The sequence below is a fragment of the Mesorhizobium denitrificans genome (assembly GCF_003403035.1).
Taxonomy (GTDB): Bacteria; Pseudomonadota; Alphaproteobacteria; order Rhizobiales; family Rhizobiaceae; genus Mesorhizobium_G; species Mesorhizobium_G denitrificans.
In genome coordinates, this window is record NZ_QURN01000001.1 from 139,927 (window position 1) to 157,061 (window position 17,135).

A 17,135-nucleotide genomic window follows, 5' to 3' on the forward strand; every position below is an offset into this window, starting at 1 on the left:
ATACAAATGATATCTGGAAATGACCGCTTGTCAAAGCGCAGCCCATCTTGCGCCGCGACGCGCGAAGGCTATGCTCTGCCCACATTCCAAACGGAGCCGGAAATTGTCTTCAAGCGCGCTTATAGTCATCGACCTTCAGAACGATTTTTGCCCCGGCGGGCGGCTTGCGGTCGAAGGTGGGCACGAGATCGTTTCGCTGGTGAACGGCCTGATCAAGAGCTCCGATCATGTGATCCTGACGCAGGATTGGCATCCTGAAGGCCATTCCAGCTTTGCATCCAGCCATGACGGGCGCGAACCGTTCGAGACGGTCGATATGGATTACGGACCGCAGACGCTCTGGCCCGACCATTGCGTGCAAGGCACCGATGGCGCGGAGTTTCATCCGGACCTTATCTGGGATTCGGCGGAACTCGTTCTGCGCAAGGGTTTTCGCGGAGCTATCGATTCCTACTCGGCGTTTTTCGAGAACGATCACAAGACGCCAACCGGCCTTGGCGGCTATCTGAAGGAGCGCGGCATCAAAGACCTGACGCTGGTGGGCCTCGCAACGGATTACTGCGTTGCCTATTCGGCGCTGGATGCGGTGAAGCTCGGCCTCAAGGTCGCGGTGCGCATGGACGCGTGTCGTGCCATCGACCTCGGCGGTTCGCTGGAAACGATGACCGGTAAAATGCGCGATGCGGGTGTGGTTCTGAAGTAAAATCCATTATCCCTCGTCCGGCTGCCGCCACCTTCTCTCTCAAGGGGAGAAGGTGATAACGGAGATGTCATGCTCATTCTGCAGCGTTCGCGATTGAAGCCGACGTTGCTCAAGTCTGCCTTCTCCCCTTGAGGGAGAAGGTGCCGGCAGGCGGATGGGGAGTGCTAGAAGGTACTAAAGCCTTAAAATGAAAAAACCCCGCCGGATTGCTCCGGCGGAGTCTTTGTTCGTAGCTAAAGCTTGAGGCTTAGCCCTGCTTCTTCAGTGCGGCGCCGAGAATGTCGCCGAGCGAAGCGCCGGAGTCGGTCGAACCGTACTGTGCGACTGCTTCCTTTTCTTCAGCGATTTCGAGCGCCTTGATCGAGACCTGCAGCTTGCGGGTCTTCTTGTCATAGGCGATCACGCGCGCATCGACCTTCTGGCCGACCGAGAAACGCTCAGGGCGCTGCTCGTCACGATCACGCGACAGGTCCGAACGCTTGATGAAGGTTTCAAGACCGCTTTCGACCAGACGTACGTCAAGGCCACCGTCCTTAACTGCGATGACTTCGCAGGTTACGACAGCGTTTTTGCGCAGTTCGCCCGAAGCAGCAGCGTCGCCGGCGGCGTCGCGCTCAAGCTGCTTGATGCCGAGAGAGATACGCTCCTTCTCGATGTCAACGTCGAGAACCTGTGCGCGGACCATCTGGCCCTTCTGGTACTCTTCGATGACCTGCTCGCCCGGACGGTTCCAGTCGAGGTCGGAGAGGTGGACCATGCCGTCCACATCGCCTTCGAGGCCGATGAACAGACCGAACTCGGTCTTGTTCTTGACTTCGCCTTCGACAACGGTGCCGACCGGATGGCTGCGGGCAAACGCTTCCCACGGGTTCTCAAGCGTCTGCTTGAGGCCGAGCGAGATGCGGCGCTTGGACGGATCGACTTCCAGCACGACCACGTCGACCTGCTGCGAGGTGGACAGGATCTTGCCCGGATGCACGTTCTTCTTCGTCCAGGACATTTCCGAAACGTGGATGAGGCCTTCGATGCCCGGCTCCAGCTCAACGAACGCACCGTAGTCGGTGATGTTCGTGACCGTACCGGTGATCTTCTTGCCGAGCGGGAACTTGGAACCGATATCGCCCCACGGATCCGACTCGAGCTGCTTCATGCCGAGCGAGATGCGGTGCGTATCCTGATTGATGCGGATGATCTGCACCTTGACCGTCTGGCCAATGTTCAGGATTTCGGTCGGATGGTTCACGCGGCGCCATGCCATGTCGGTGACATGCAACAGGCCGTCGATACCGCCGAGGTCGACGAATGCACCGTAATCGGTGATGTTCTTGACCACGCCTTCCACAACCTGACCTTCTTCGAGGTTCTGCACGATTTCCGAACGCTGTTCGGCACGGCTTTCCTCAAGCACCGAGCGGCGCGAGACAACGATGTTGCCACGGCGACGGTCCATCTTGAGAATTTCGAAGGGCTGCGGGTTGTGCATCAGCGGGGTGACGTCGCGGATCGGGCGAATATCAACCTGCGAACGCGGCAGGAAGGCCACGGCACCGTCGAGATCGACCGTGAAGCCGCCCTTGACCTGATTGAAGATAACGCCTTCGACGCGCTCGCCCTTGGAGAACTTCTCTTCGAGCTTGACCCAGCTTTCTTCGCGGCGAGCCTTTTCGCGGCTCAGCATTGCTTCGCCAAGCGCGTTTTCGATGCGCTCGACATAAACTTCAACGACATCGCCCGGCTTGAGCTGACCGTCCTTGGTCTTCGCGCCGAATTCCTTCAGCGGCACGCGACCTTCGACCTTCAGGCCGACGTCGATGATGGCCATGTCCTTTTCAATTGCAGTGATGGTGCCGCGAACGACCTGACCTTCACCGGAATGACCATCGGAAAATGATTCTTCGAGAAGCGCGGTGAAATCATCGCGCGAGGGATTTGCTTGTGACATTAAAACTCCTGAGGCCTCATTTCGAGGCAGCGCCGGGGTTCGTGTTGCGTTAGCCTGCCGGCGCTCCGGGTTGAATAAACCCATGCCGCTTCTGGCGGCTTTTGGCGCAGTGGAATGCTGGCAGGCTGGTTAAGTGGCTTATTTAGGAAGCCGTGTCCCGTTTGGCCAGCACACCATCAATGATGGCGCGCGCCGCGCGGAATGCGGCCTCTATAGACATTTCTGACGTATCGAGCAAGTGCGCGTCTTCAGCCGGGCGCAAAGGCGAGTCCGCGCGCGCGGAATCCCGCTCGTCGCGCTTCACGATATCGGCCAGAATGTCCTCCACACGCGCCGAACCGCCTCGCGATTCAATATCACGCAGCCTGCGGCCCGCGCGCACTTCGGGACTTGCGGTGATGTAAAGCTTCACATCGGCGTTGGGGCAAACAACAGTGCCGATGTCGCGCCCGTCCAGCACCGCGCCGCCGGGCTGGTTTGCAAAGGCCCGCTGCTTTTCGACCAGGACGCGGCGCACCTGCGGAAACACCGCAACGCGTGAGGCTGCATCGGCAACTGCATGTGCTGCCAGCGCACCCTTATCGAGATTGCCCAGATCTACCTTGCGCGCTGCATCCGCCGCCTGCTCGGCGTCATCGAGCGACAGCCCGTGTTCGATCATGCGATGCGCGACCGCGCGATAGGTAAGGCCGGTATCCAGATGCGGCAGGTGATAATAATCGGCCAAGCGCCGGGCGAGTGTTCCTTTGCCCGATGCCGCCGGTCCATCAATTGCGATGAGGAGATTCTGATCCATTCCCGCATCAAGCCGAGACGGCCCGATTGTGCAACAGAAATTCTGGGCTGCCGCGACAGGTGGCTTGCGTTGATCTGTTGGCTAGCGCGGCTTCTTTTCAACTTTCGCCAGGCGTTTGAGCTTGGCGGCCATGTCTGCCGGAATTTCGGCGTCAATTTCAAACTGCGGCAGGGCCGCTGCATAACGCCGCGTGGCGGGACTTGTAACAAGGCGGCGAATGGTATCCGCAACCTGGTTCCGGTGAAGACCGCTCGTGTACATTTGCTTTGCACCTCGCGTTTTCATAACGCTATTGTGCCGATAAAGTGCCAAATGCTGAAACGGGCTTTGTCGTTACGGTAAAGCTTTCGTAAAATTCGATCTTTCTTACGCGGCTGCCCGCACTTGATTTTTGGCTTCCGAACCTCGATATCGGGCGCAAGTTTAGAACCTTTCAAGGTCATGTGATGAGCAACAAGCCCAAAGACGAATCCGTATCCGACGAAGCTCTTTTGCCAGAAGAACCGGTTGAGAAGGTGGAAGGCGATTTCGAGGTACTCGAACGCCTGATGAAGGAAAATGAAGAACTGAAGGATCGCGCGCTGCGCATTGCGGCGGAAATGGAGAACCTGCGCCGCCGCACCGCGCGCGACGTTCAGGACGCGCGCTCTTATGCAATTGCCAATTTCGCACGCGACATGCTGACGGTTTCCGACAATCTGCGCCGCGGCCTCGATGCCATTCCGGCTGAATCGCGGGAATCAGGTGACGCTGTGTTCAAGGCGCTGTTCGAGGGTGTCGATCTGACCGATCGAGCCATGCTGTCTGCGCTGGAACGTCATGGCGTGAAAAAGCTTGAGCCGGAAGGCGAGAAATTCGATCCCAATTTCCATCAGGCAATGTTCGAAATACCGAACCCTGACGTTCCGACAGGCACCGTCTTGCAGGTCGTCCAGCCCGGCTATTCCATCGGTGAGCGCGTATTGCGTCCGGCGATGGTCGGCATTTCGACCGGCGGTCCCAAGTCGGCTCCGGCGAATAACAATGCTCCGGAGCCCGGCCCCGTAAACGAGCAAGCCGAGAAAGATGCCTGACGGCGCGCCTCAATGAGCGATTATGCGGCCTTCGTCAAAGCACTTGCCTCTGATGGGCCGCAGCCCGCGACTGCCTGTGCGGCACTTGAAACGCTAACCAAAACACTCGTAGGCGTGAAACTCTTCACGCTTATGGTGTCTGATACGGCGACCAAGGAAGCTGAGCGCATTTATTCCAATATGCCCGACGCATATCCCGTTTTCGGCACCAAGCCGTATAATGAAACACGGTGGTCGGAGATCACTCTCAATCGCCAGCAGACATTCGTCGCCAATACGATTGAGGAAATTGCCGAAGTGTTCGGCGATTACGAACTGATTCAATCGCTGGGCTGCGAATCGGTCATCAATGTGCCGATTGTCGTCGGCGGTTCGGTCATCGGCACGATCAACTGCCTGCATGAACGGGACTATTATACGCCGCAGCGCGTGCTGGCCGCCGAGGCGCTCAAACTGCCGGGCGCAGCCTGCATGATGCTTCATGCAGCGCGAAAGAGCGCAATCTAAGCAATCCAACTTGCCTCATCTCGCCTCTTGACTCTTACCGCAAAGGGGCGTTTGAAATAGGAACATAACAGGAACATATACGTGATGCTCGATCCGCTAAAGCGGCTGCGGGACGGAACTCTTTTTGTTTCCGATTCTGCGACAGCACCCATTGTGCGCGCCAGCACATTGGCGCGGCCCGTTTTTGCCAATCGCAAGGAGCCGGAGGCAAAGAGAGGCTTCAAGCAGCTTTTCCAGCCCGCTTTGCATGAAGCCTATGCAGCGCCCGCCGATCAGCCAGCGCTTGTTGGCTTTGGGCTGGGCGTGTTGCGGAGCCTTAAAAACGGACCTGTGCTTTGGGTGCGACAAACGTTTCTGGACGGAGAAACGGGGCGGGTGTTTCCCTCCGGGCTGCGCGAATATGGCCTCGACCCGGACAAAATCGTTCTCGTGCAGGCGAATAACGTGCGCGATCTGCTTCAGGCGGGACTGGAAGCGGCACGATGCAAGGCGCTGGCGGGCGCGCTGCTGGAACTGGCGGGCGATTCGTCGCTCTATGATTTGACCGCAAGCCGTCGTTTGTCACTGGCGGCGCGAAGCAATGGCGTGCCTCTGCTTTTTCTGCGCTCTGCCGCACGCGCCGTTCCGTCAGCAGCCGAAACGCGCTGGCATGTGCGGACGCTTTCATCTTCTCCACTTGCCGCCAATGCGCCGGGAAAGCCGGTTTTTGAAGCCGAGCTTCTACGCAGCAAACGTGGTGCGGAACCCAAAACCTTTGTGCTGGAGTGGAACCCCGATGCAGGAGAATTTAAAGAAAGAACAGAGCGATCCGCCGCCAGCACTGTTGCAACAGACAAACGAACAGCGTCGCTATCTGGCTCTGTGGTTTCCTTTCCTGCCTACGGACAGGCAGTTTCGGACGGAAGGCGGCGCGCGGGATGAGACGCCGCTTGTGCTTACAGACAAGGAACATGGTGCGCTCAAGATCGTGGCCGGAGACGAACGCGCGCTGGCGCTGGGTCTGGTTTCGGGCATGACGCTGGCGGATGCACGGGCGCGCGTGCCGTCGATACGCGTGCTGCCAGTCGATGAGGCGGCGGATGGGCGGTTGGTAAAACGGCTGGCGCTTGCCTGCGAAATGTTCACGCCGCTGGTGGCGCTGGACCCGCCGCACGGGTTGATGCTCGACGTGACCGGATGCGCGCATCTGTTCGGCGGCGAAGAGGGACTCTGCAAACGCGTGCGTCAACTACTGGTGCGAGTCGGGATAAAGGTGAAGATGAGTCTTGCTGGAACGCCCGACGCGGCGCGGGCACTGGCGCGTTTCGGAAAATCGGTAATCGTTTTGCCAGGAATGGAAAGGCGAGCGGTGGCGACGCTGCCGATTGCGGCGCTGGAAGCAAGAAATGAAACGACTGTTTCGCTCTCGCGGGCCGGATTGAAAAGCATTGGCGATGTTTCCGCGCGTCCGCTCAAAGTGCTGGCGGCACGATTTGGCCAGCCGATGGTGGACAGGCTCAAGCGCATTCTGGGCGAAGAAGACATTCGTATCACGCCGCTGCGCGCGCCGCCCGATTGCATCGCCGAACGTCAGTTTGCGGAACCGATTGGCGAGATCGACAGCATTCTCTCCGTGCTGTCCGGACTGGCGCGAGAAGCGAGCGTCATGCTCGAACGACGCGGTCTGGGTGGACGCTTGTTCGAAGCGAGTTTCTTTCGCTCCGATGGCATTGTTCGCCGCCTGCATGTGGAGACGGCAGGGAGCGCGCGTGACCCGGATTCCATCCTGCGTCTTTTGAGGTTGAAGATCGAAACGCTGGCGGACCCGCTCGATCCGGGTTTCGGCTTTGATTTGGTACGTCTGTCGGTCTTGCAGGTTGAAGCTTTTCGACAGCCGCAAAAAAGCCTCGACGGACAACAGCAGGACGAAAGCGCGGTTGCCATGCTGGTGGATCGTCTGGTCGCGCGGCAAGGGTCGGGAAAGGTGCTGCGATGTGTGGCGCGCGATAGCCACGATCCCGAACTGGCGTCCGGCTTTGTGCCGGTTGGGTCGCCCGTCGTTTCGGCTGAGTGGCCGGAGCCGGAAAAGACTGCGCCGCCGGCACGGCCACTGACTTTGTTTGAGCCGCCGCAGACCATCGAAGCGATGGCGGAGGTGCCGGACGGTGCGCCGGTTCGCTTTCGCTGGCGGCGCGTGCTGCACGAGGTGGCACGGGCGGAGGGACCGGAGCGCATTGCCGCTGAATGGTGGCATGGGGAGCACTCGCGACCAACGCGCGATTATTACCGCGTCGAGGATTCGCAGGGACGTCGCTTCTGGCTGTTCCGCGAAGGACTTTACGAGCGCAATGAAGGCGAGCGACGCTGGTTTCTGCACGGACTTTTCGCATGAATCAGGGACCGGCCTTTGCCGAACTGGTTGCGGCGACCAATTTTTCCTTTCTGCGCGGCGCTTCATCCGGCGAGCACATGGTGCTGTACAGCCTGGCGCTTGGCCTGAACGGATTGGGTATCGCCGACCGCAATACTGTGGCGGGAGTGGTGCGGGCCTATGCGGCGCTCAAACAGTTACGCGAAGAGGGAACCCTGCCGACACTCAAATTGCGGGAAGGATCGGGTCCGGGCGAATTTCGCGAGCAGAAACAAATAGACGTGCCAGCTGAGGTAGTGGAGTTGCTGCGGACACGGGCGCAGACGTTCAAACTGGTGACAGGCACGCGTCTGGTGTTTGCAGATGGGACGCCTGACATTGTCGTGCATCCGCAAAACAGATTGGGTTGGGGCAATATTTGCCGGCTTCTGACGCTCGGAAATCGCCGCACGAAGAAGGGTGAATGCCATCTCGAACTGGACGATCTTCTGCGCCATGCGGGAGATACGCTTCTGGTCGCAATGCCGCCGCGCGAGCCGGAGCAAATGGCGGCACTTCTGCCGAAGCTGAGAGAGGTTGCGCCGGGTGCGGTGTGGCTAGCGGCTTCCATGCACAGGCGCGGCAATGACCGTCGCCGTCTGACCGGGTTAAAAGCGTTGGCGGATGGTGCGGGTGTGCCGCTACTGGCAACCAATGAGACACTTTATAGCGAGCCGGGCCAGCGCGACCTGCAGGATGTGCTGACGTGTATCCGTAATGGCGTATCGATTGATCGAGCCGGACGATTGCTGGAGGCGAATGCGGAGCGACATTTGAAAGCGCCTGCCGAGATGGCGCGGCTGTTTGCGGATTGCCCGCAGGCGATTGGCGAGACGCAGGACTTTCTGCTGCGCGTTGATTTCTCAGTCGGAGAATTGAAGTACGAATATCCGGACGAGCCGATTCCGCCGGGAAAAGATCCTCAAAGCTGGCTAGAAGAGCTGACATGGCGTCATGCAGCGATGTGCTATCGCGATGGCCTTCCAGCAAAGGTCGAGGGATTGTTGCGTGATGAGCTTAAGCTGATCGCGAAGCTTAAATATGCGCGCTATTTTCTCACCATCTACGACATTGTGGAGTTCGCCAACTCCAAAGGCATTCTCTGTCAGGGGCGCGGCTCCGCCGCCAACTCGGCGGTTTGCTATGTGCTTGGGATAACTGCCGTAGACCCCAACGAACATGACTTGCTGTTCGCGCGGTTCATTTCAACCGAGCGGATCGAGCCACCCGACATTGATGTCGATTTCGAGCATGAAAGACGCGAGGAGGTCATTCAATATCTCTATGAAAAATATGGACGTGACCGCGCAGGCATTGCGGCGACGGTGATCCATTACAGACCGCGCAGTGCGATCCGCGAGGCGGGCAAGGCGCTTGGTCTTTCGGAAGACGTGACGGCGGCGCTGGCAAACACCCAATGGGGAAGTTACGAGAGTGATATAACCCGCACGCAAATCCGTCAGGCGGGGCTGGACCCGGACAATCCGGAGATCGTGCGTGCGGTGGGTTTTGCGCGGCGGTTGCTCGGCTTTCCGCGCCATCTGTCACAGCATGTCGGCGGTTTCGTGCTGTCGCGAAGCAGGCTGGATGAGACTGTTCCCATCGGCAATGCCGCGATGGAGGATCGCACTTTCATTGAGTGGGACAAGGACGACATCGACACGCTTGGACTGATGAAGGTCGATGTGCTGGCGTTGGGAATGCTGACCTGCATCAGCAAGGCGCTCAAATATCTCGACGACCATAAGAACGTTCATTACAAGCTGAATGAAATTCCGAGCAACGATGGCGAAACCTACGCCATGCTCCAGCGCGGCGAATCCATCGGCGTTTTTCAGGTCGAAAGCCGCGCGCAGATGAACATGCTGCCGCGCCTGAAGCCGGAAAATCTCTATGATCTCGTCATTCAGGTGGCGATCGTGCGTCCCGGTCCGATTCAGGGGAATATGGTGCACCCTTATTTGAAACGGCGCGCGGGGGAGAAAGTCGACTTTCCTTCACCATCCCCGGATCACGGCCCACCTGACGAGTTGAGACAAGTGCTGGAGAAAACCAAAGGCGTTCCGCTTTTTCAGGAACAGGCGATGCGCATCGCAATGGTTGCCGCGAAGTTTACACCTGAGGAGGCAAACCGATTGCGCCGCGCAATGGCGACCTTCCGCAATCTTGGCACTATCGGGGAATTCGAGGAAATGATGGTGGGCCGCATGATTGAGCGCGGCTATGATCCTGATTTTGCGAAAAATTGTTTTGAGCAGATCAAGGGGTTCGGCAGTTATGGCTTTCCAGAAAGCCATGCGGCGTCATTCGCCAAGCTGGTCTACATTTCCGCATGGATAAAATGTCATCATCCCGATGTGTTCGCCTGCGCGCTGCTTAACTCGCAGCCGATGGGTTTTTATGCGCCAGCGCAGATCGTGCGCGATGCAGAGGGGAACGGTGTCGAGGTTCGACCCATCGATATCAATCACAGCGATTGGGACAACACGCTTGAAGAGGAAACGGGCAAGTATCGCGCTCTGCGACTGGGCTTTCGACAAATGCAGGGCGTGCATGAGGCGGAGGCAGGGAGAATCGTTGTCGCGCGAGGAGCGGGCTTTGATTCCGTAGAAGCCTTGTCGGTGCGCGCAGCACTTCATGGACGTCCATTGCGGGCTTTGGCGGATGCCGATGCATTCCGCTCGATAGGTCTGGAAAGGCGTAGGGCGCTTTGGGAAGTTAGCCGGCTACCGGATGATGACCCTTTGCCGCTGTTTCTTGCTGCGGATGCGCGCGAACTTGCGGAAGAACCGGATGCTGGCCTGCCGGAAATGCCTATCGGCGAACATGTGGCGACCGATTACCAGACGATGCGGCTTTCGCTCAAAGGCCATCCGATGAAGATATTGCGGCCAATATTCCAGCGCGAGCGGATTCTGAGTTGCAAGGGGGTGGGCGAGCAAGCGAATGGGGCCTTTGCTCGCGTCGCGGGCATTGTGCTGGTGCGGCAAAGGCCGGGCAAAGGCAATGCGATCTTTGTTACGCTGGAAGATGAAACCGGCGTTGCAAATATTGTTCTGTGGGCGAGCAAGTTCGAGCATTTCAGGCGCGAGGTTATGGGCGCGCGGCTCATGATGGTGGAAGGCCGCGTCCAGAAAAGTCCCGAAGGCGTCGTCCATTTGATGGCGCAGCGGATTTTTGATCGCTCGGTCGAACTTGATCGCTTGTGGGAGGGGGATCGCGCGGGATTGACGTTGCCCGCCGCCGTGCCGCTTGCGCCGTCTATTACCAGCACACCGCCGCCGCGCCATGGTCATCCACGCAATGTGCGGGTGCTTCCAAAGTCGCGCGATTTTCATTGAACGCGCGCCGGTTTAAAAGGAATCAAATCAACCGAGCACCCACATGACGCCTATTCAGTTTTTTGACTATGCCGGTATCGCGGTTTTCGCGGCAACCGGCGCATTATCGGCGTCGCGCAAGCAACTCGATATTGTCGGTTTCATATTTTTGGCTGGCATCACCGGAATTGGGGGCGGCACGCTGCGAGACGTTATTTTGAACGTTCCGGTGTTCTGGATCGGCAACAATATCTATGTGCTGACATGTGTGGTTACGGCGGTGCTCGTGTTTTTCACCGCACATCTGGTCGAGTCGCGCTGGCGGCTCCTGCTCTGGCTGGACGCTTTAGGTTTAGCGGCTTTCGCTGCCATGGGAGCCGCGAAGGGGCTGGCAATTACAGGTTCGCCTGTTGTGGCAATTATCACCGGAATGCTGACCGCGACGTTTGGTGGGATTTTACGCGATGTTATCGCGGGCGAGCCATCCGTATTGCTGCGCCCGGAGATTTATATCAGTGCAGCGGGTGTAGGTGCTGCGGTGTATGTGCTTGCAGACAGGCTGCTGGTCGCGCCGCAAATGGCAGCGATATTGGCATTCGCCGCCGGGTTCATCGTGCGCGGCGGAGCGCTGTGGTTTGGCTGGAGCCTCCACCCGTATAAAAGCCGCCCCGGACGCAACCCCGAAGATATTCCCCATCGCCGTTCGAAACGGCATTTGAGGTGAGCCGTGATCTAAGGAAGATTAGCCGGCGCAAAAATTACCCGTCATCCACCTGCCGGCACCTTCTCCCTCAAGGGGAGAAAGGGGCAATTGAGGTGTTTCGCGTATTCCGCAACGTTTATGGGTAAAGCCTTCGCTGACACTTCTCCCCTTGAGGGAGAAGATGCCGGTAGAAATCGCCCAATTAAGCTACTAGGCTTTCACCGTCATTGCTATAATAGCTGATGTAGCGCGGGGAAATGAATGAAACGGGCAGGACGACGAAAACGTCGGTCGTGCCAAATTCATAGTCCACGACACAGCCATCGCCGAAGCGCGCGCCAAGCCGCAGATAGCCCTTGATGAGCGGTGGCATCGCCATCAGCGCAGTCTTCGCGTTGATTGCCTCTTCGGGCATCAAATCCATGCTGCTGAAACGTTCCTGCACTGCGCGGACAGCCCAGTTACCTTCGGCGCGGCAATTTTGACGAAGGAAGGACAGTGCCTCCGCATATGCGGCGGGAACCGTTCCGTGGAACGAGGCGCAGCCTGCCATGACGTCAATTTCGTGACGCTTCACATAAGCCCAGATCGCCTGCCACATCGCCTCAATCGTGCGCTTGTTGCGATAAGCTGGCAGCACGCAAGAGCGGCCAAGCTCCACAAAGCGGAGGCCGCGATTGCGCTCGACGAGGCTGCTCAGTTCAAACTCGGAAGCCGAATAAAAACCGCCGTTCAACTCTGCGCGCTCTTGCGGCAGCAGCCGGTAAGTGCCGACAACGCGACGATAATCTGGGCCGGGAAGATTGCGATCGCAAACGATCAGATGGTCGCAAATATCATCGAACGCATCGACATCGCGCTGAACGGCAGCTCCGGGAACCGTCACCTGCGCGCCAAGTTCTTCGCAAAATACGCGATAGCGAACGGCTTGCGCGGCTTCGATTTCTTCTGTGCTGCGGGCGAGGCGCACCTCAAGCGAGCCGATGCGGCCAAGCAGGTTTTCGCCGGGCAAATGAGCGACGACCTTGGCGCAATCCAGAGAAAAGGTTTCAGCCACGTTTTGCATCGCGATGCTCCTGGAGCCTGTTCAATTTGCCGAACAATAGCGTGTACACAATACACGATAGTGACAGCCGATGCGCGGCTAAACCAGATCAGGCACGCTGGCGCGCGAAATTGTGACCGTGAGGTTGTTCCTCCACGGCTCGGACCAGCGCTTCGGGATCGATCGGTTTGGTGAGAAAGCCGCTCGCGCCGCCAGCAATCGCTTCGTGACGCGTTTTTTCCTGACTGTCGGCAGAGAGCACGAGGATGGGCATCGGCTCGTGGCCCTTTTCCTCTTCATATTTGCGAATCATGGCGATTGCGTCGAAGCCATCCATGACCGGCATGCTGAGATCCATGAGTACGACGTCGAAGCGCTTGCGCGATTTTTCGCCAATCGCGGCTTCGACGGCAGCACCGCCATCGCTGACAGTCTCGACCTTATGGCCAGCGCGCGTCAAAGCCGTACGAGCAAGCAAAGCGTTGATTTCATTGTCTTCTGCAAGAAGAATGGAAAGACTCTTGCCGTTTGCTACGGCGATTGAGGATGGCGCTTTGCGGGCGTGGGATTTGTCGCTGACAAGCCGCGACTGAAGCAGCCGCAGCAATGTTTCGCCGCGAACGGGGCGCACGAGAAAATTGGCGTAACCACGATCCTGAAATTCGCTCAACCCGGCGCGACCGTCTGGGCCGATAATGATGATCGGCGCGGCTTTCAGGCCCGCCTTGCGCAAATCTTGCAGCAAAGCGCTGTCCTGTCGCTCGATTTCGGCGTCAACAAGGATAGTATTCCACGACTGGTCTGCAAGTTCCTTTGCCGACTCAATATCCGCTGCGACAGCCGCGTCGCCACCATGCGCGACGATGGTCAGGCGCAGAGCTTCGGCTTCGACTGCATTGGGCGAAAGGATCAGGCACTTCTTGTCCAAGGTGGCGGAAGGCTCGGGTTTTGCAGCCTCGGCAGGAGTCGCAACGATGGTGAAGGAAAATTCTGAGCCAACGCCTTGCGTGCTCTCGACGTTTATTTCTCCGCCCATGCCTTCCACAAGGCGGCGCGAAATGGCGAGGCCAAGGCCAATGCCGCCCTTGGTGCGTGTGGAAGTGCCGTCCGCCTGCTCGAATTCTTCAAATATGCGCTCAAGATCGCTGCTGCGAAGGCCCGGCCCTGTATCCCGAACCGTAAATCGCAACATGTTGGCGTTTGCGGGCTCCGTGGTGACGCTGACCAGAACGCCGCCATGCTCGGTGAATTTCGTTGCATTGGCGACGAGGTTGATGACCACCTGGCGCACGCGGCCCGGATCGGCCATGACGCGCACGGGGACATCGGGCGAGACATAGCAGCCAAGCCCAAGCCCTTTTGCATAGGCGCGAGACGCCAGCAGTTCGACAACATTGTTCACCAACTCGCGCGGGGAGACGCGCTGCAACTCCGGCACAAAGCGACCTGCTTCGATCTTGGAAAAATCAAGCAGGTCCTCAATCAGCGCCAGAAGTGACGTGGCGGATGTGGAAATCGCGTTCACATATGTGCGTTGCTCGTCCGACAGCTCCGTGCCAGCGAGCAGTTTCGCCATGCCGGTGATGCCGTTCATCGGCGTGCGAATTTCATGGCTGACGGTTGCGAGAAAGCGCGATTTGGCGCGGCTTGCATGTTCCGCGCGCTCGCGGGCGTCGATCAGACCGGATTCGGCGCTTTTGCGGACGGTGATATCGCGCGCGATGGCTCGATGCGACACCTCGCCGGTGTGCTTGTCGCGCACGGTGAGTTCCACCCACGAAAACCAGCGATTGCCGTTTTGCGCAGGAATGGAAACGTCGGTCGAGCTTAGATATTCGCCACCTGCGAAGGACGCATCCGCCACGGTTCCGACATGGATGCCCAATTCATCCAGCGTGCGGCCCGAAAGATTGCGCTGTTCCTTGCCGACGAGCCCCGCAAACACCCGGTTGGCGTAAACGATGCGGCCGTCGCGGTTTCGGTGGACAACGATGTCGCCCAACGTGTCGGAAAGTTCGCGGAAACGCTGCTCGGTTTCCTCCAACTCCCACATGCGGTCTGCAAGGGACTCGATTTCGGATTGGCGACGAAACAGGGCGATCTGCCGCAAGCCATAGAGGCGTCCGCGCAGCCAAACCGCGACGATGCCAGCAGCGGCGGCAACGCCAAGCGCGATAGCGGCGGTTCTGGCGGACTGATCGGGGTTTTCGAGATAGACGATGGCGCAGAGCGACAGCACCGCGACAAGCACGATCAGCAGGACGGCGGCAAAATCGATCGTGTCGCTCGCCGACGCGGCTTCCGGCCTCTGCTCGCCGAAATGTTGATCATCGTCGCGCTTGTGCAAATTCGGTCCTCAACAGCGACATGCTCTAGATGAGCGACATTAGCAAAGAATGGCAGCGAAGTTTTGCAATTTAGGAAACGGATTTGAAATCAGGCCGGCGTGTAGCCGTTAGGTGCCAGCGGAATGATCGGCGCGGGGATGGAGCAGGTTTTTTCATCCCACTTGCACAAATCAGCGATGATGCAGGCAGGGCAGTCGGGCTTTCGCGCCTTGCAAATATAGCGCCCGTGCAGGATCAGCCAGTGATGCGCGTGTAGCAGATATTCGGCTGGGATTATCTTGAGCAAATGGCGCTCGACCGCTTCTGGAGTGGCGCCCGGTGCAAGCTTGATCCTGTTGGCAATGCGGAAAATATGCGTATCGACGGCCATGGTCGGCTTACCGAAGGCCATGTTCAGCACGACATTCGCTGTCTTGCGGCCAACGCCCGGCAGTTTGACCAGTTCATCGAGATCGCCGGGGACGATGCCGTCGTGGTCGTTGATCAGGGCCTGTGAGAGGGCGATGACGTTTTTCGCCTTGTTGCGCCACAGGCCGATGGTGCGGATGTAGTGCGCGACTTTTTCCTCGCCGAGGGCCAACATTTTTGCGGGTGTGTCGGCGGCGGCGAAAAGACCGCGCGTCGCCTTGTTTACGCCGGCATCCGTCGCCTGTGCGGACAGGACCACGGCCACCAGCAAGGTGAAGGCGTTCACATATTCGAGTTCGCCGCGCGGTTCTGGCCGTTGGAGCGAAAAACGATGGAATATTTCGCTCACTTCGGCGCGCGTATAGGCACTGCGCGGAACGCGTGCTGATTTTGCGGGTCGCGCTGCTGTTTTAACTTTTGGATCGGCCATGCGACCTCTATAATGTGCTCCATGAGCGATACAATATCGACTTTGCCCGCAGAGGAGCCGTTTTTCCGCGCGCTGCTGACGCCGCATCGCTCGCTGGGCCGGAAAGGTTTTCTCATTTTGATGCTCGCGGTGGGGACCGGCTGGCTCACGACCGGGGCGTTTTTCCTGGCGAACGGCGCTTGGCCGGTGTTCGGCTTTTTCGGGCTGGACGTGCTTCTGCTCTACGTCGCGTTCAAGGTGAATTACCGCGCCGCGCGAGCGCATGAAGAGGTTTCCGTTTCACGCACGCGGGTGGATATTCGCAAGGTCGCATCTTCCGGCAAGAGCGAGGAGCATTTGTTCAATCCGTTCTGGGCGCGGTTCAGCATAGTGCGGCACGATGAGATCGGAATCACCAGCATGACGGTTGAGGGACAGGGCCAGCGCGTGCCGGTGGGCTCCTTCCTCAACCCTGATGATCGGGAGAGTTTCGCAAAGGCGTTTGGGGCGGCGCTTTTGCGCGCACGCGGGCGTTGATCAGGCGTAAATCGGGTGGTTTTGCATCGTAAACATCGCGATATTGGCTGAAAAGGAGAATCAGCCATGAATGCGCCAGCCGCAATCCTGGAAAAGGACATCACGCCACAAGGTGGCGATTATGAAGTTATCCGCCGGGTGATCGAGAAGATCAGCCTCGATTATCGCGATCAGCCTTCGCTGGAGTCGCTCGCGGAGGAAGTAGGCGAAACGCCGGGCGGTTTGCAGAAGCTGTTCACGCGCTGGGCAGGTCTTTCACCAAAGACCTTCTTGCAGGCCGTGACACTCGACCATGCGCGCAAGCTGCTCGATAGCGGTCTGCCGCTGCTGGATACGGCCTATGAACTCGGCATGTCCGGGCCGGGACGATTGCACGATTTATTCGTGACGCATGAGGCCATGTCGCCGGGCGATTACAAGACGCGCGGGGGTGGGCTGACAATCAGCTACGGCTACCATATCTCGCCGTTTGGATTGGCGTTGATAATGGTGACGGATCGCGGGTTGGCGGGGTTGTCATTCAACGATCCGGGCGATGAGCGCGCTGCGTTTGCCGATATGTCGGGACGCTGGCCGAACGCCACATATGTTGAGGATATGTCGGCGACGGCACCTTATGCCGCCCGCATTTTCGACCGCTCGCGCTGGTGTTCGGACCAGCCTCTACGGGTCGTGCTGATAGGGACGGATTTTCAGGTACGGGTCTGGCAGGCGCTTTTGAAGATTCCAATGGGACGCGCGCGCGCCTATTCCGAGATTGCAAACGAGATTGGCTCGCCCGCCGCCAGTCGTGCCGTGGGTGCTGCGATTGGCGCAAACCCGATTTCGTTCGTGGTGCCGTGCCATAGGGCGCTGGGCAAATCCGGCGCGCTGACGGGATACCATTGGGGCCTGACGCGAAAGCGCGCCATTCTTGGCTGGGAAGCCGGGCAACTGGCGACGGACAGGTAGATGC

15 protein-coding genes are annotated in these 17,135 nt (G+C 58.7%); 9 read left to right on the plus strand and 6 right to left on the minus strand.

The window, feature by feature from the left end; translation table 11 throughout:
- Nucleotides 1–103 precede the first annotated feature (103 nt).
- The gene (gene pncA / locus DY251_RS00675) at nucleotides 104–703 is read left to right on the plus strand and encodes a bifunctional nicotinamidase/pyrazinamidase (RefSeq protein ID WP_116621917.1); all 600 of its coding nucleotides are present in this window, start codon (nucleotides 104–106) and stop codon (nucleotides 701–703) included.
- A gap of 247 nt (nucleotides 704–950) precedes the next feature.
- Here pncA and rpsA read toward each other — a convergent pair whose 3' ends face one another.
- The 3 genes from rpsA to DY251_RS00690 all read right to left on the minus strand — a co-directional run bounded on the left by rpsA (nucleotide 951) and on the right by DY251_RS00690 (nucleotide 3,702).
- Entirely contained in the window at nucleotides 951–2,645 is a 1,695-nt protein-coding gene (rpsA, locus tag DY251_RS00680) for a 30S ribosomal protein S1 (protein ID WP_116621918.1), read from the minus strand.
- Nucleotides 2,646–2,787: 142 nt separating this feature from the next.
- A complete protein-coding gene (cmk, locus tag DY251_RS00685; RefSeq protein WP_116621919.1) occupies nucleotides 2,788–3,441 on the minus strand; it encodes a (d)CMP kinase in 654 nt (217 codons plus the stop codon).
- Between the two features lie 81 nt (nucleotides 3,442–3,522).
- Nucleotides 3,523–3,702 (minus strand): hypothetical protein, encoded by a 180-nt coding sequence (locus tag DY251_RS00690; RefSeq protein WP_137113297.1) that lies wholly within the window; start codon nucleotides 3,700–3,702, stop codon nucleotides 3,523–3,525.
- A gap of 185 nt (nucleotides 3,703–3,887) precedes the next feature.
- On the opposite strand from DY251_RS00690, the gene grpE reads away from it, so the two are divergent.
- The 6 genes from grpE to DY251_RS00715 all read left to right on the plus strand — a co-directional run bounded on the left by grpE (nucleotide 3,888) and on the right by DY251_RS00715 (nucleotide 11,454).
- On the plus strand, nucleotides 3,888–4,514 hold the full coding sequence (grpE, locus tag DY251_RS00695; protein WP_116621921.1) for a nucleotide exchange factor GrpE: 627 nt from the start codon (nucleotides 3,888–3,890) through the stop codon (nucleotides 4,512–4,514).
- Nucleotides 4,515–4,526: 12 nt separating this feature from the next.
- Nucleotides 4,527–5,021, plus strand: coding sequence for a GAF domain-containing protein (locus tag DY251_RS00700; RefSeq protein WP_116621922.1), 495 nt, complete (start codon nucleotides 4,527–4,529; stop codon nucleotides 5,019–5,021).
- 84 nt (nucleotides 5,022–5,105) lie between these two features.
- A complete protein-coding gene (locus DY251_RS21710; protein WP_245415803.1) occupies nucleotides 5,106–5,942 on the plus strand; it encodes an ImuA family protein in 837 nt (278 codons plus the stop codon).
- A 10-nt stretch (nucleotides 5,943–5,952) separates the two neighbouring features.
- Nucleotides 5,953–7,392 carry a DUF6504 family protein gene (locus DY251_RS00705; RefSeq protein ID WP_281004432.1) on the plus strand — a complete coding sequence of 480 codons (1,440 nt, stop codon included), beginning with the start codon at nucleotides 5,953–5,955 and terminating at the stop codon, nucleotides 7,390–7,392.
- Nucleotides 7,389–10,751, plus strand: a complete 3,363-nt coding sequence (locus DY251_RS00710) for an error-prone DNA polymerase (protein WP_116621924.1) — start codon at nucleotides 7,389–7,391, stop codon at nucleotides 10,749–10,751. The genes DY251_RS00705 and DY251_RS00710 overlap by 4 nt, the downstream gene beginning before the upstream one ends.
- A 43-nt stretch (nucleotides 10,752–10,794) precedes the next feature.
- Nucleotides 10,795–11,454 carry a trimeric intracellular cation channel family protein gene (locus DY251_RS00715; protein WP_116621925.1) on the plus strand — a complete coding sequence of 220 codons (660 nt, stop codon included), beginning with the start codon at nucleotides 10,795–10,797 and terminating at the stop codon, nucleotides 11,452–11,454.
- A gap of 181 nt (nucleotides 11,455–11,635) precedes the next feature.
- Here the strand turns inward: DY251_RS00715 and olsB are convergent, their stop codons facing one another.
- The 3 genes from olsB to nth all read right to left on the minus strand — a co-directional run bounded on the left by olsB (nucleotide 11,636) and on the right by nth (nucleotide 15,664).
- Nucleotides 11,636–12,499 (minus strand): l-ornithine N(alpha)-acyltransferase, encoded by an 864-nt coding sequence (olsB, locus tag DY251_RS00720; RefSeq protein ID WP_116621926.1) that lies wholly within the window; start codon nucleotides 12,497–12,499, stop codon nucleotides 11,636–11,638.
- Between the two features lie 88 nt (nucleotides 12,500–12,587).
- Nucleotides 12,588–14,825 carry a PAS domain-containing hybrid sensor histidine kinase/response regulator gene (locus tag DY251_RS00725; protein ID WP_245415804.1) on the minus strand — a complete coding sequence of 746 codons (2,238 nt, stop codon included), beginning with the start codon at nucleotides 14,823–14,825 and terminating at the stop codon, nucleotides 12,588–12,590.
- 89 nt (nucleotides 14,826–14,914) lie between these two features.
- Complete coding sequence (gene nth, locus DY251_RS00730; RefSeq protein ID WP_116621927.1) at nucleotides 14,915–15,664, minus strand: endonuclease III; 750 nt, start codon at nucleotides 15,662–15,664, stop codon at nucleotides 14,915–14,917.
- Nucleotides 15,665–15,685: 21 nt separating this feature from the next.
- On the opposite strand from nth, the gene DY251_RS00735 reads away from it, so the two are divergent.
- Both DY251_RS00735 and DY251_RS00740 read left to right on the plus strand, forming a co-directional pair.
- The gene (locus DY251_RS00735; protein ID WP_116621928.1) at nucleotides 15,686–16,180 is read left to right on the plus strand and encodes a DUF2244 domain-containing protein; all 495 of its coding nucleotides are present in this window, start codon (nucleotides 15,686–15,688) and stop codon (nucleotides 16,178–16,180) included.
- 66 nt (nucleotides 16,181–16,246) lie between these two features.
- Nucleotides 16,247–17,131, plus strand: coding sequence for a methylated-DNA--[protein]-cysteine S-methyltransferase (locus tag DY251_RS00740; RefSeq protein ID WP_116621929.1), 885 nt, complete (start codon nucleotides 16,247–16,249; stop codon nucleotides 17,129–17,131).
- Nucleotides 17,132–17,135 lie beyond the last annotated feature (4 nt).

Bases quoted from the DNA above. Each gene is read 5' to 3' on its own strand.
- rpsA (WP_116621918.1), bottom strand. From the start codon at position 2,645: ATGTCACAAGCAAATCCCTCGCGCGATGATTTCACCGCGCTTCTCGAA.
- cmk (WP_116621919.1), bottom strand. From the start codon at position 3,441: ATGGATCAGAATCTCCTCATCGCAATTGATGGACCGGCGGCATCGGGC.
- DY251_RS00690 (WP_137113297.1), bottom strand. From the start codon at position 3,702: ATGTACACGAGCGGTCTTCACCGGAACCAGGTTGCGGATACCATTCGC.
- grpE (WP_116621921.1), top strand. From the start codon at position 3,888: ATGAGCAACAAGCCCAAAGACGAATCCGTATCCGACGAAGCTCTTTTG.
- DY251_RS00700 (WP_116621922.1), top strand. From the start codon at position 4,527: ATGAGCGATTATGCGGCCTTCGTCAAAGCACTTGCCTCTGATGGGCCG.
- DY251_RS21710 (WP_245415803.1), top strand. From the start codon at position 5,106: ATGCTCGATCCGCTAAAGCGGCTGCGGGACGGAACTCTTTTTGTTTCC.
- DY251_RS00710 (WP_116621924.1), top strand. From the start codon at position 7,389: ATGAATCAGGGACCGGCCTTTGCCGAACTGGTTGCGGCGACCAATTTT.
- DY251_RS00715 (WP_116621925.1), top strand. From the start codon at position 10,795: ATGACGCCTATTCAGTTTTTTGACTATGCCGGTATCGCGGTTTTCGCG.
- olsB (WP_116621926.1), bottom strand. From the start codon at position 12,499: ATGCAAAACGTGGCTGAAACCTTTTCTCTGGATTGCGCCAAGGTCGTC.
- nth (WP_116621927.1), bottom strand. From the start codon at position 15,664: ATGGCCGATCCAAAAGTTAAAACAGCAGCGCGACCCGCAAAATCAGCA.
- DY251_RS00735 (WP_116621928.1), top strand. From the start codon at position 15,686: ATGAGCGATACAATATCGACTTTGCCCGCAGAGGAGCCGTTTTTCCGC.
- DY251_RS00740 (WP_116621929.1), top strand. From the start codon at position 16,247: ATGAATGCGCCAGCCGCAATCCTGGAAAAGGACATCACGCCACAAGGT.